We start from the raw sequence: 13241 nt of genomic DNA on the forward strand, positions 1-13241 counted from the left end.
GTTGAGGACAACACATGACTACACAGATCACATATAGCACCGCGCAACTGCAGGCAATGGACCACGCCCACTACCTGCACCCCTTTACCGATCACAAGGATCTGGGCGCGAAGGGTACGCGGATTATCGAGCGCGCCGAGGGTGTCTATCTCTGGGACAGCGATGGCAACAAGGTGCTCGATGGCATGGCTGGCTTGTGGTGCGTGAATATCGGCTACGGTCGCACCGAGCTGGCCGACGCTGCATACAAACAGATGCTGGAGCTACCCTACTACAACAGCTTCTTTCAGTGCGCCAACCCACCGGCTGTAAAGCTTGCCAGCGCCATTGCGCAGATAGCCCCCGAGCACATGAACCATGTGTTCTTTACCGGCTCGGGCTCGGAGTCCAACGACACCGTGCTACGCATGGTGCGGCGCTATTGGGATCTAAAGGGCAAGCCCGACAAGAAGACCATCATAGGACGCATCAATGGCTACCACGGCTCTACAGTAGCCGGTGCGAGCCTGGGCGGCATGTCAGCCATGCACGAACAGGGCGATCTGCCGATTCCCGGTATCGTGCACATCCCTCAGCCATACTGGTTTGGCGAGGGCGGCGACATGACGCCTGACGAGTTCGGGATCTGGGCGGCGCAACAATTGGAAGCGAAGATTCAGGAAGTAGGCGAAGACAAGGTCGCGGCATTTATTGCAGAGCCCATCCAGGGTGCCGGCGGTGTGATCATCCCCCCAGACACCTACTGGCCGGAAATCAAACGCATTCTGGCGCGCCATGAAATCCTGCTGGTGATCGACGAAGTGATCTGTGGTTTCGGCCGTACCGGTGAATGGTTCGGCAGTCAGCATTACGACCTCAAACCCGATCTGATGCCGATTGCCAAGGGCATGACCTCAGGCTATCTGCCCATGGGTGGTGTGATTGTCGGCGAGCGCGTCGCACAAACGCTGATCGAACATGGTGGTGAATTTTTTCACGGCTACACCTATTCGGGCCATCCGGTAGCTGCCGCTGTGGGCCTGAAGAACCTGGAAATCCTGCGCGACGAAAAAATTGTCGACTACGTGAAGGAGAAAGCGGCACCGTATTTGCAAAGTAAAATTGCCCAACTGGCTGAGCATCCGTTGGTGGGCGAAGTACGCGGTGTGGGTCTTCTGGGCGCGATCGAGCTGGTAAGCAACAAGGCCACGCGAGAACGTTTTGCAGAAAAGGGCATGGCCGGCAGCATCTGCCGCGACATGTGCGTACGCAACGGACTGGTGATGCGGGCGGTCGGTGACACGATGATCATGTCACCCCCGTTGATCATCAAGCCGGCAGAAATCGATGAGCTGGTCACCAAGGCCTGGAAAGCCCTGGACATGACTGCCGAACAGTTGGGCGTGGAGGTCTCTCCTCGCCAACCTTGACGGGCACTCACGACAACGCGACCCGGGCCGCATGGATAACAACGCAATGGAGAAGTCGGCAATGAGCAAATCCAACAGCAAGACACTGTTAGCCGCGGCCTGCATCATGGCCCTGAGTGGTACCGCATCGGCCGAGGGCGTAGTCAACGTCTATAATTGGTCCGACTATATAGCCGAGGACACCCTGGAGAAATTCCAGGAAGAAACCGGTATCCGCGTGGTGTACGACGTTTTTGACAGCAACGAGGTGCTTGAAGCCAAGCTACTCTCCGGCAGCTCGGGATTCGACATCGTCGTACCGTCCAACCAGTTTCTCGGCAAGCAGATCAAGGCCGGCGCCTTTATGCCCCTCGATCGCAGCCGCCTGAAGAACTGGGATAACCTCGATCCGGTGCTGCTCAAGGCACTGGAAAACAATGACCCGGGTAACCAGTACGCCTTTCCCTATCTCTGGGGTACCACAGGCATCGGCTACAACGAGGCCAAGGTCAAGGCAGTGCTCGGCGAGGATGCGCCGGTCAACTCCTGGGACCTGGTTTTCAAACCCGAAAACATGGAAAAGCTCGCCCAATGCGGCGTCGCCTTCCTTGATGCTCCAGCCGAGATCATTCCCTCTGCACTCTTTTACCAGGGCCTGAACCCCAACAGCACAAACCCTGATGACTACGAGCAGGCCGAAGCGCTGTTGCAAAGCGTGCGTCCGCATATCCGCTATTTTCATTCATCCAAGTTCATCACCGATCTGGCTAACGGCGATATCTGCGTGGCCGTCGGGTGGTCCGGTGATATTCTTCAAGCTGCAGCACGCGCCGAGGAGGCGGGGAATGGGGAAGAGGTCAAGTACAACATCCCCCGGGAAGGCGCGGCAATGTGGTTCGACATGATGGTTATGCCGATGGACGCCAGAAACGTCGATAACGCCTACGTCTTTCTCGATTACATACTCCGTCCCGAGGTGATCGCCGACATCAGCAACTACGTCGCCTACGCCAATGGCAACAAAGCCTCCCTGCCCATGGTGGACGAAGCAGTACTGAATGATCCGGGTGTCTATCCGAGCGACGAAACCTTGAATAAACTCTTCACACTGGCAGAGCTGCCAGCCAATATTGAACGGGTTCGCACACGCGCCTGGACACGCATCAAGTCCGGTCGCTGATACAGGTAACAGGAATCACCACCGGCCGGCGTCATTTGGGCGCCGACCTCCAGCAAGAAGACAGGCCAGATCCCCAGTGATATGCGCCTGCAATAGGAGAAGTCATGAAAGTTCCAGTGAAAATGCCAATAAAAATGACCCTACTGGCTCTCGCCACTTCCGGTCTGCTCAGTACCGCGGTTAATGCGCAGGATGCCGGTGAGCTCAAGATCTTCAATTGGTCTGACTACATTGCCGAAGACACCGTTGCCAACTTCAAGGAAGAGACTGGCATCGCGGTTACCTATGACGTCTACGATTCCAATGAAGTGCTGGACGCACGCCTGCTGACCGGTCGCTCAGGATTCGATGTCGTCGTTCCCTCCAACCACTTCCTGAGCAAGCAGATCCAGGCAGGGGTGTATCAGGAACTGGATCACAGCAAGTTGCCAAACATGAAGAATCTCGATCCCAAGCTGCTCACTCAGTTGGAATCGGTCGGGCTGGGTACCAAATACGCCATTCCCTACATGTGGGGCACAAACGGCATCGGTTATAACGTCGACAAGGTCAAGGCCATCCTCGGCGACGACGCGCCGGTTGACTCCTGGGATCTGGTATTTGATCCCGAAGTAGCAAGCAAGCTGTCCAGCTGCGGCATTTCAATGCTGGACTCCGGCGATGACATGATGACCTCAGCTCTGGGCTACCTGGGCCTGGATCCGAACAGCACCAGCAATGACGACCTGAAAAAGGCCGAGGAACTGTTAATGAGCGTGCGTGACTCCGTTCGCTATTTCCACTCCTCACGCTACATCAGCGATCTGGCCAACGGCGACATCTGCGTAGCGGTAGGCTTCTCTGGCGACGTATTCCAGGCTGCCGATCGGGCTGACGAGGCCGATAACGGTGTAAACATTGCCTACGCCATCCCGAAAGAGGGCACCCAGCTCTGGTTCGACATGATGGCGGTACCCAAGGATGCGCCGAACCCCGACAACGCCCACGCCTTTATCAACTACATATTGCAGCCTGAAGTCGTGGCACCAATTACCGACTATGTTGCCTACGCCAACCCCAACAAAGCGGCAAACGAGCTGATCGACGAGGAAATCCTCAACGATCCTGCCATCTATCCGACCGAGGAAGTGATGGACAAGCTGTACATCGCCGAGCCGCGGCCGCTGGCAGCACAACGTACAGTTACCCGTTCCTGGAATCGGATCAAATCCGGTCAGTAATGTGCAAGGGGCTGCTACCGGCAGCCCCTTTTTGGCAATACCCAAAATTGATCAGCCCTCGCGCATACAGCCGCGTGGGCCACTGAATTGTACTCGCGGAGATTACTATGGTTGGTGCAGCAGGAGCCATGAAACAGGCCATGGCCAAGGCCGAACCCGACGAATTTGTGCGCATTGATCGGGTGAGCAAACGTTTCGACGACGCCCTGGCGGTCGACGACGTCAGCCTGACCATCAACCGCGGTGAAATCTTCGCGCTGTTGGGCGGCTCGGGATCAGGCAAATCCACCCTCCTGCGCATACTTGCCGGTTTTGAACGGCCTAGTGAGGGTCGAGTGTTTCTTGACGGCCAGGATATTACCGATCTGCCGCCCTACGAACGCCCAATCAACATGATGTTCCAGTCTTACGCCCTGTTCCCGCATATGACGGTAGAGCAGAATATTGCCTTTGGTCTGAAACAGGACAGGCTCAGTCGCGCGGAGATCAGTGCCAGGGTCGCCGAGATGCTCAAGCTTGTACATATGACCGAGTACGCCCGGCGCAAACCCAATCAGCTCTCAGGTGGCCAGCGCCAGCGCGTCGCCCTGGCACGCTCATTGGCCAAGAGCCCCAAGGTGTTGTTGCTCGACGAGCCCATGGGCGCGCTGGACAAGAAGCTGCGCTCGCAGATGCAGCTGGAACTGGTCGAGATCATCGAACGGGTCGGGGTGACCTGCATCATGGTGACCCACGACCAGGAAGAAGCCATGACCATGGCCCAGCGCATCGCCATCATGCATCAGGGCTGGATTGCCCAGGTGGGCTCGCCGATGGATATCTATGAAAGCCCGGCCAGTCGGCATGTTGCCGAATTTATCGGCAGCGTGAACATCTTCGAGGGGCAACTGGTCGCGGATATGGAAAACCACGCGATTATCGAATGTGCTGAGCTGGACCGGCCGATCTATATCGGTCACGGCATCACCACCCGTGTGCAGGACAAGAACATCACCTACGCCCTGCGCCCCGAAAAGGTTTGGGTAACTGTGGAAAAGCCCGAATCCGAATACAACTGGGCCCACGGAGAAATCCACGACATTGCCTACCTGGGGGGCCACTCGGTGTTCTACATCAAGCTTGCCAGCAGTCATATCGTGCAGACCTTTTTTGCCAACTCAGAGCGTCGCCTGCCGCGCATGACCTGGGAAGATAAGGTCTACATCAGCTGGGATGACGACAGCGGGGTGATTCTGCAGTCATGAAAAACACTCTCTCCCGGCTGCTGCCCAGCGGACGATTCTGGGTAATCAGCGTTCCCTATCTCTGGCTGTTCCTGTTTTTCCTGCTGCCCTTCGCCATCGTGCTGAAGATCAGCTTTTCCCAGGCTGCCATCTCCATACCGCCCTACAGCCCCCTGTTTGATTATGCCGAGCAGTCGCTCACGGTCATGGTCAACCTGGGCAACTACATCTTTCTCAGTGAGGATTCACTGTACCTGGCGGCGTACCTGGGCTCCCTGAAGGTCGCCCTGATCTCGACCATTATCTGCCTGCTGCTCGGATACCCAATGGCACTGGCCATCGCCCGTGCACCGCGGGAGAAGCAACTGGTTTATCTGCTACTGGTAATGATGCCAACCTGGACTGCGATACTGATTCGCGTGTACGCCTGGATGGGCATTCTCAGCACCAACGGGCTGCTCAACAACTTCCTGATGTCGATCGGGATCATCAGCACGCCCATGGAGATTCTCAATACCAACACCGCTGTGTATATCGGCGTGGTCTATGCCTACCTGCCTTTCATGGTGCTGCCGCTCTACGCGAATCTCGTCAAGCATGATCATAGCCTCCTGGAAGCCGCCATGGATCTGGGCGCCGGCAGACTCAAGGCCTTCTGGAAAGTCACCGTACCCTTGTCGAAAACCGGCATCATTGCCGGCTCGATGCTGGTGTTCATTCCTGTTGTCGGTGAATTCGTGATTCCCGAGCTGCTTGGTGGCCCCGAGACCCTGATGATCGGCAAGATCCTCTGGCAGGAATTCTTCAACAATCGCGACTGGCCGGTGGCCGCAGCATTGGCGATCATCATGCTGGCAATCCTGCTGATACCGATCATCTTCTTCCACTACAACCAATCACGGGCCATGGAGAAGAACGCATGAGCAAGCGTCCCGATTTCTCCACCGTCGCCCTGTGGGCCGGGTTGGCATTCATATATATACCAATGGTCATCCTGGTCATCTACTCGTTCAATGCCTCACGACTGGTGACGGTGTGGGGCGGCTGGTCGGTGCATTGGTATGTTGGCCTGCTGGACAATACCCAGTTGATGAATGCGGTCAAACGCAGCCTGCAGATTGCGTTCTACACTGCCTGCGCGGCGGTCGCACTGGGTACATTGGCGGCCTTCGTGATGACACGAATCAAACGCTTTCGTGGCCGCACGCTGTTCTCGGGCCTGGTGACCGCTCCTCTGGTCATGCCCGAGGTGATCACCGGTCTTTCCCTGCTCTTGTTATTTGTGGCCATGGCACAGCTGCTGGGATGGCCAGCTGAACGCGGAATAATGACCATCTGGATCGCGCATACCACCTTCTGTACTGCCTACGTGGCAATCGTGGTAAGCGGCCGCCTGGGTGAGCTGGACCAGTCCATCGAGGAAGCCGCGATGGACCTGGGCGCACCACCATGGAAAACCTTTTTGCTGATCACTGTGCCCATGATTGCACCCTCGATCGCCGCTGGCTGGTTGCTGTCTTTCACACTCTCGCTGGACGACCTGGTTCTTGCCAGTTTCGTCTCGGGTCCCGGCGCGACCACTTTGCCGATGGAAGTATTCTCCGCGGTTCGTCTGGGCGTGAAGCCGGAAATCAACGCCATTGCCAGTGTCATCCTACTCGCAGTAGGTCTATTCACATTGCTGGCCTGGTTCCTGGTACGCAGCGCTGACAAGCGCAGCCGTACACCCCCGCCCGAGGACGACGAACACGTCACCTGGCAATCCGTCATCAACAGTCGCAAGAGCTGACGCTAGAGCGGGACTCAGGTCCCGCTCTCTCTTGTGCAACCTGCATTAGACAAAATCCTTGGCAGCGCCTCCCCAAAGTATTACTCTCAGCTACGGAATGAACGTTCATTTTATTCCGAACAGCCAATACATTTCGGGTCCAGCACGCTGCACCACAGGCACCATGGATTTCAGGGGTATTGGCGATTATGTACAGCAAGGCAATACCGGTTAAACTGGCCGAATGAATACCCATTCGAAAACTGCAACCGCACCCCGTCCACGCATCAAGGACAAACGTACTGCCATATTACAGGCAGCCTTGAAGGTGTTTGCCGAGGGCGGAGTCAACGGTGTGCCCATGCCCGTTCTTGCCGAGCAGGCAGGTGTGGGTACGGGCACCATTTATCGGTACTTCAGCAGCAAGGAAGTATTGGTCAATGAACTGTTCCGGGAAGAGAAACTGAACCTCAACAAGCGACTCTACGCCAATCTGGACAAGAGCCTTACCCCCAAAGAGAGCTTCGCTCTGGTCTGGGAACGGATGGTCGCTTATACCCGGGAGGCGCCTGAATCTTATCGCTTCATGGAGCTGCAGGACCATCGTCCCTATCTGGATGAACAGAGCCGCACCATGGAGCATGAGGCGATAGCGCCTATTCTGGCCTACTATCGCCGGTTGCAGGAACAGGGCGTCTATCGTGAGGATATCCGCGCCGAGGTATTGATGGCATTGATCTGGGGAGCTTTCGTGAACCTGATACGGGCCGAGCGGGACGGGCTGTTCAGCCTGGACCAGGCGGATATCAATGCTGCCCGTGACGCCTGCTGGAGCCTGTGTACCGGCTGAGCCTTGCTGTACCACGCAAAAAACAACCGTGGAGATCAGCAATGAGTAAAACCAACAAGAGCAACAACAGAAAAGTCCTCGGCGCCCTCATTCTGGGCGCAGCCCTCAGTCCAGGACTTGCAGGTCTGGCCATGGCCGGCGAAGTAGAAGACCGCTGGCTGAAGATGATTGAGAGTGGCAAGGCCTATCCGGCAGAGACCCTGCTTCCTCTGTTCGAACAGCTGGAGCCGATCGACACCGATTTCATGCTGGGTACCTGGAAGGGTGGCAAATTCGACGGCGGCACCGAGCCCGATCCGATCAACTGGTATGGCAAGCGCTTCAACTCAATCACAGACGTGGAGCCCCTGCTTGTGACTGATAGCGAGGGCAAGGTGCAGACCTTCGAGAAGCTAGGTGGCGCACAGATGCGCGAGATCAAGTACAAGGGCGTGAGCTCTGCTGCACTCATCTACGACACCCAGCCGATCATGGATTACTTTCGCAAGGTCAACGACAACGTAGTCATCGGCCTGGGCGATATCAAGGGCAAGCCGACAGATTTCGTTTTCCACCTGACCCGAGAATGAGACGTCAAATCAGGTTAGGATAGGGGCTTGAACTGCACCGGTCGCTGGCGGCCGGTGACACCAAAGCACCCAAAGGAGAAATTATCCGTGTCCAGCCTGGTTCCTGCCATTGATCCCGATGGTCTGCTCGAATATTCCGTGGTCTTTACCGACCGCTCGCTAAATCACATGTCTGCTGCATTTCAGCAGGTCATGCGCGACATTTCCGGCACCCTGAAGGATGTATACCAAGCTGCCGGGGTTGTGGTCGTTCCTGGCGGCGGCACTTACGGTATGGAAGCGGTCGCTCGCCAGTTTGCCCAGGACAAGCGCTGCCTAGTACTGCGCAATGGCTGGTTCAGCTATCGCTGGAGCCAGATATTCGAGATGGGCCGGCTGCCTGCCGAAGAAACCGTTCTCAAGGCGCGACAGGCCGAGCCCGGCGACCAGAGCCCCTTTACTCCAGCCCCGATTGACGAAGTGGTCGCAGAAATTCGCGCCAGCAAGCCCGACCTGGTATTTGCACCCCATGTTGAGACCTCCGCCGGCATCATGCTTCCTGATGACTACCTGCGCGCAGTGGCCGATGCGGTGCACGAGGTAGGCGGCCTGTTCGTACTCGACTGTATCGCCTCTGGTACCGTCTGGGTCGGTATGCGCGACTGCGGCGTCGACGTACTGATCAGCGCACCGCAAAAGGGCTGGAGCGCGTCACCCTGCAGCGCGCTGGTCATGCTCAGCACACTGGCCATGGAGCGCATCGCAGACACCACCAGCAACAGCTTTGCCTGCGACCTGAAAAAGTGGCTGAACATCATGCAGGCCTACGAAAACGGCGGTCACGCCTACCACGCCACCATGCCCACCGATGCCTTGCTACAGTTCCGCGACACCATGCTGGAAACCCGCGAATACGGTTTCGACAAGGTCAAGCACGAGCAGCTGGAGCTGGGTCGGGCGGTACGCACGCTACTCAAGGAGAAGGGGTTTAAGAGCGTCGCCGGCGAAGGTTTCGAAGCGCCGGGCGTTGTTGTCAGCTATACCACCGAAGACAACATTCAGAACGGCAAGGCATTTGGCGCCCATGGCCTGCAGACTGCCGCCGGCGTTCCCTTGATGTGCGACGAACCAGCCAGCTTCAAGACCTTCCGCATCGGCCTGTTCGGACTCGACAAGCTGCACAATATCGAGCGCACCGTTGGTAATCTGCGCAAGGCGCTGGAAGCGATCTGAAGCGCAGCGGCAAGCGGGTAAACCCAGCTGCAAGCGGCAAGCTTCAAGCCACAAGCAACACGTGCACATCCGGATATATGTGCCAGGTACCAGCGGCGCGGATTATTCTGTCTTGAAACAAAGCGCAGGACTGGGTTTGCTTGTAGCTTGTAGCTTGTAGCTTGCGGCTTGCGGCTTAGCTCTTGCCCTGCTGCACCATGATCTCTTCCATCTTCAGCCCGGTCAGGCCATGGATGGTGCGCCAGAGGTAGACCATGATCAGAATCATCATGATCATGGTGGGAATGGCGATCATGGGATAGCTGACCAGGGTCATCCGGCCCAACTCCTCATTGAAGGCCGCCGTACCCGCGGGGCTGACCACGATCCATTTGGCCAGAACGTAATTCATGCACGACGAAAAGAAGAAGGTACTGGCAAGAAAATAGGTCGCCTTGAGCAACCGCAGCTCGAAGATGTCCACCAGCCCGCGCTCGGCCAGACGGTCATGGATCAGATCGACGTTGAGCACCTTGCGGTTGTAGAGGATGGTGCGAATCAGGGGATAACGGGTTTTGGTCGAGACCAGCACAGCAATACCAATCAGGCCGGGTACCGCGGCTTCCTTGATCGCCAGCCACTGGGGATCCAACTTCATCAGGCCGATCCCGCCAGTCAGAAAAACACTGATCAGACCCAGTAACGCGATGAAGTTGAATTTACGGTAGCGGATCAGTTCGAACAGCCCCCAGCCCAGGGGGAACGCCAGCGCCAATACCAGCGCCTGGTTGGCGCCCAACTGCTCGGGAGCGCTGAACTTCATCAGAATGACCGAGGGGATCACGATGCTGACCAGCAGGTCTACCATTGGACGCGGTTTGTGTACGGGTCGTGCGGGGGTGGCTTCGGTCATAGGTCTCGACAATGGTTTGCAGGGTTCGTTGCCATGATACATGGCGACACTGTGATAGCTCCAATGGATCCGACCGACCGTTGTCGCCTGGTCAGACTGCGGAAATGATTGTCCATGCCAGATAGCCGGTATAACCGACGTAGGCGGTGACCAGCCCGACGCCCTCGATACGATTGATTCTGCCCGCGCGCTTTTTCGTGGTCATGGCCATCAGTAACAGAGCGACCGTCAGCGCGAACATCACTACCCAATCGCGATACAGCACAACCGACTCCACTGCCAGCGGCATGATGCCCGCCGCTATACCCACCACAGCCAAGGTATTGAAAAGCCCTGAACCAATCACATTACCCAGGGCCAGATCGTGTTCGTTCTTGCGAATCGCTGCCAGCGCCGACGCCAACTCTGGCAGCGAGGTACCAATGGCCACGACGGTCAGACCGATGATCAGGTCACTCACGCCCAGACTCTGAGCAATATACACCGCGCCCCAGACCAGCACCCGCGAGCTGATGATCAGCAGCACCAACCCCACAAACAGCCAGATCAGGGCCAGACGCAATGGCATGGCATTGGCCTTGAGTTCGTTATCGTAGTCAGAGGCCAGCGAATCAGCCTTGCCGCGCATGCCTTCAACGATAGACCAGCCCATCAACAGGAAAAAGGCGCCCAGAAGCACCCAGGCATCGTTGCGGCTAAGGCTGCCATCCATCAGTTGGTAGCCGGCGAGCAGCGTTACTAACAACAGGATTGGCAACTCCTTGCGCACCACCTGCGAATGCACACTGATCGGACTGATGATCGCCACCAGCCCGATGATCAATGCAATGTTGGTGATGTTCGAGCCGTAGGCGTTACCCAACGCCAGGCCTGGATTGCCCTGGGAGGCGGCAAGTGCCGACACCACCATCTCGGGGGCGGAGGTGCCGAAACCGATGATAAGCATACCGATCAGCAACGGTGGCATTCCCGCATGGGTGGCGGTCGCCGACGCACCATCAACAAACTTGTCTGCACTCCAGACCAACAGGACCAGACCGGCAACAACGGCAAGTAGCGCTAACAACATGAGCGTGTACACCCTGGCAAGAAAAGAAGGACCGCATTATCCGATAAAGCTGAGCCGGATAATAGGGCGCTGCAGCAGCAGCGCACAGGGGTCCTGCGCGGGTGGTTGGTTCAACCCGCGCTGATAGTCGCCGTACGCTGACGCTCCTCTTCGACCAGTTCTTTCTTGGAAAGTTTGCCTACCGGCGTTCGCGGCAATGCGTCACGTATCTCCATTGCCTGCAGGCGCTCGTGCTTGCCCAGCCGGGATTCGAGAAACACTTGCAGTTCGGCAAAATCAAACACCTGGGCACCGGCCTTGAGCTTGATAAACGCCTTGGGCGCCTGGCCGCGGTATGGGTCATCCACCCCGATCACCGAGACTTCCTCAACGGCTGGATGCTCGTAGATAGCCTCCTCGATAGTCCGCGGATAAACGTTGTATCCGCTGCACAAAATCATGTCCTTGGTACGGTCTACGATATACACCCAGCCGCCCTCATCCATGTAACCGACATCCCCGGTACGCAAGAAGCCATCCTTGGTCATAGCTTCAGCTGTTGCGTCCGGGCGCTTCCAGTAACCGGCCGTGACGTTCGGCCCGGCAATGCACACTTCGCCTCGCTCACCTACTGGCAGCTCCTGATCCGAACCGTCCAGCGGCATTATACGAATGCGCGAGCCAGGGACCGGGAGGCCACATGAGCCCGGATGGGGTTCGGCTTCCTTGGGCGTGAAGGTGCCGCTGGTCGTGGTTTCTGTCATGCCCCAGCCTTCACGCAGAGCGCAGCCAGCCACATCCTGGTAGCGCTGCTGCACATCGATCGGCAGGGGCGCGCCGCCAGAGTTGCACATTTTCAATGAAGTCAGATCCAGCTGACTGGTCAGCGGATGGGCAAGCAGCCCGATGAACATGGTAGGCACACCGGGAAAGGTCGTGATACGGCTCTCGGCGATCTCGCGCAATACGGTTTCCGCGTCGAATCGCGGGTGCAGATACACCTCCGAAGCCAACCGGAGACTGAAGATCATATTGATCATCAGTGCATAGATATGAAAAGGCGGCAAGACTGCAAGTACGCGCTCCTGACCGGCCTCGAGGGAGCTGTCCAGAATGGCTTCCAGTTGCGCGCAGGAGCCGGTGATGTTCGCGTGAGTGAGCATCGCACCCTTGGGCGCACCGGTCGTGCCACCGGTATATTGCAGTACTGCCAGGGCAGTGGCGGGGTCATCAATGGGATAAGCCTTATAATCGCCGGCGTTATCCAGCAGCTTACCGAACGAATGACAGGTCTCGTTGTAGGCAACCTCGGCAGCCGGGCCGAGCTGGCCCGCCTGAGATTCGCTGACCTCTGCGCAGAACTCGGTCAGCTGACCTACCACGAGCTGTTTCAGGCGCGTGCTATCCAGCAGTGTAACCATCTTCGGATAGAACGCCGCCAGATCGAGGGTCACCATGATGTCGGTTTCACTGTCTTCGATCTTGTGCGCCAGGGTGCGCTCTGCGTCCAGGGGTGAGTAATTGACGACAGTTCCCCCGGCGCGCAATACACCGAGAAAGGCGATGAAATAGTGGGGGCAATTGGGCAGGTAGATACCCACGTGGACGCCCGGCCGCACGCCGAGCTGCTGTAATCCGCAGGCAAAGCGCGCTACCAGTGAATCGAGCTGGCGATAGGTCAGCTTGTGGCCCAGAAAATCAATCGCCGGATTCTCCGGATAGTCCCTGACTGCCAACTCCAGCAGCTCCCAGACGGGCCGCAATGCCAGCGGCGCGTCCCACTTCACTGTGTCCGGATAAGACTTCAACCAGCGCATGTCGGTATTCACTATTACTTTCCCCCACTATTGTCTTTATGTGTCAAAGCTACCCCCTGCATGGCCCCACGGGA

At 57.3% G+C, this 13241-nt stretch carries 12 protein-coding genes; 9 read left to right on the forward strand and 3 right to left on the reverse strand.

All coding sequences use genetic code 11. From position 1 onward, the window contains the following. Positions 1–14: 14 nt before the first annotated feature. The 9 genes from IEV54_RS04985 (at position 15) to IEV54_RS05025 (ending at position 9410) form a co-directional block, all read left to right on the forward strand. A complete protein-coding gene (locus IEV54_RS04985) occupies positions 15–1409 on the forward strand; it encodes an aspartate aminotransferase family protein (protein ID WP_150276244.1) in 1395 nt (464 codons plus the stop codon). Between the two features lie 61 nt (positions 1410–1470). Then, complete coding sequence (locus tag IEV54_RS04990) at positions 1471–2568, forward strand: extracellular solute-binding protein (RefSeq protein WP_223825343.1); 1098 nt, start codon at positions 1471–1473, stop codon at positions 2566–2568. A gap of 104 nt (positions 2569–2672) precedes the next feature. After that, positions 2673–3788 carry a polyamine ABC transporter substrate-binding protein gene (locus tag IEV54_RS04995; protein WP_223825344.1) on the forward strand — a complete coding sequence of 372 codons (1116 nt, stop codon included), beginning with the start codon at positions 2673–2675 and terminating at the stop codon, positions 3786–3788. Between the two features lie 107 nt (positions 3789–3895). Then, positions 3896–5032, forward strand: coding sequence for an ABC transporter ATP-binding protein (locus IEV54_RS05000; RefSeq protein ID WP_150276245.1), 1137 nt, complete (start codon positions 3896–3898; stop codon positions 5030–5032). After that, positions 5029–5934: an ABC transporter permease subunit gene (locus IEV54_RS05005; RefSeq protein WP_150276246.1), complete on the forward strand. Its 906-nt coding sequence runs from the start codon at positions 5029–5031 to the stop codon at positions 5932–5934. The genes IEV54_RS05000 and IEV54_RS05005 overlap by 4 nt, the downstream gene beginning before the upstream one ends. Further along, positions 5931–6800, forward strand: coding sequence for an ABC transporter permease subunit (locus tag IEV54_RS05010; protein WP_150276247.1), 870 nt, complete (start codon positions 5931–5933; stop codon positions 6798–6800). Before IEV54_RS05005 ends, IEV54_RS05010 begins: the two co-directional genes overlap by 4 nt. A 223-nt stretch (positions 6801–7023) precedes the next feature. Next, entirely contained in the window at positions 7024–7629 is a 606-nt protein-coding gene (locus IEV54_RS05015; RefSeq protein ID WP_150276248.1) for a TetR/AcrR family transcriptional regulator, read from the forward strand. 41 nt (positions 7630–7670) lie between these two features. Then, complete coding sequence (locus tag IEV54_RS05020) at positions 7671–8198, forward strand: DUF4334 domain-containing protein (RefSeq protein ID WP_223825345.1); 528 nt, start codon at positions 7671–7673, stop codon at positions 8196–8198. An 87-nt stretch (positions 8199–8285) separates the two neighbouring features. Further along, on the forward strand, positions 8286–9410 hold the full coding sequence (locus IEV54_RS05025) for a pyridoxal-phosphate-dependent aminotransferase family protein (RefSeq protein WP_150276249.1): 1125 nt from the start codon (positions 8286–8288) through the stop codon (positions 9408–9410). Positions 9411–9585: 175 nt separating this feature from the next. Here the strand turns inward: IEV54_RS05025 and IEV54_RS05030 are convergent, their stop codons facing one another. The 3 genes from IEV54_RS05030 to IEV54_RS05040 form a co-directional block, all read right to left on the reverse strand. Next, positions 9586–10302: a VC0807 family protein gene (locus IEV54_RS05030; protein WP_150276250.1), complete on the reverse strand. Its 717-nt coding sequence runs from the start codon at positions 10300–10302 to the stop codon at positions 9586–9588. 91 nt (positions 10303–10393) lie between these two features. Continuing rightward, positions 10394–11371: a calcium/sodium antiporter gene (locus IEV54_RS05035; protein ID WP_150276251.1), complete on the reverse strand. Its 978-nt coding sequence runs from the start codon at positions 11369–11371 to the stop codon at positions 10394–10396. Between the two features lie 110 nt (positions 11372–11481). Beyond that, complete coding sequence (locus tag IEV54_RS05040; RefSeq protein ID WP_223825346.1) at positions 11482–13179, reverse strand: long-chain-fatty-acid--CoA ligase; 1698 nt, start codon at positions 13177–13179, stop codon at positions 11482–11484. Positions 13180–13241 lie beyond the last annotated feature (62 nt).

Origin of the sequence: Halopseudomonas salina (assembly GCF_014637955.1) — a bacterium.
GTDB lineage: Bacteria > Pseudomonadota > Gammaproteobacteria > Pseudomonadales > Pseudomonadaceae > Halopseudomonas > Halopseudomonas salina.

Excerpts from the sequence above, each read along its gene's own strand:
- IEV54_RS04985 (WP_150276244.1), top strand. The coding sequence starts at position 15 with ATGACTACACAGATCACATATAGCACCGCGCAACTGCAGGCAATGGAC.
- IEV54_RS04990 (WP_223825343.1), top strand. The coding sequence starts at position 1,471 with ATGAGCAAATCCAACAGCAAGACACTGTTAGCCGCGGCCTGCATCATG.
- IEV54_RS04995 (WP_223825344.1), top strand. The coding sequence starts at position 2,673 with ATGAAAGTTCCAGTGAAAATGCCAATAAAAATGACCCTACTGGCTCTC.
- IEV54_RS05000 (WP_150276245.1), top strand. The coding sequence starts at position 3,896 with ATGGTTGGTGCAGCAGGAGCCATGAAACAGGCCATGGCCAAGGCCGAA.
- IEV54_RS05005 (WP_150276246.1), top strand. The coding sequence starts at position 5,029 with ATGAAAAACACTCTCTCCCGGCTGCTGCCCAGCGGACGATTCTGGGTA.
- IEV54_RS05010 (WP_150276247.1), top strand. The coding sequence starts at position 5,931 with ATGAGCAAGCGTCCCGATTTCTCCACCGTCGCCCTGTGGGCCGGGTTG.
- IEV54_RS05015 (WP_150276248.1), top strand. The coding sequence starts at position 7,024 with ATGAATACCCATTCGAAAACTGCAACCGCACCCCGTCCACGCATCAAG.
- IEV54_RS05020 (WP_223825345.1), top strand. The coding sequence starts at position 7,671 with ATGAGTAAAACCAACAAGAGCAACAACAGAAAAGTCCTCGGCGCCCTC.
- IEV54_RS05030 (WP_150276250.1), bottom strand. The coding sequence starts at position 10,302 with ATGACCGAAGCCACCCCCGCACGACCCGTACACAAACCGCGTCCAATG.
- IEV54_RS05035 (WP_150276251.1), bottom strand. The coding sequence starts at position 11,371 with ATGTTGTTAGCGCTACTTGCCGTTGTTGCCGGTCTGGTCCTGTTGGTC.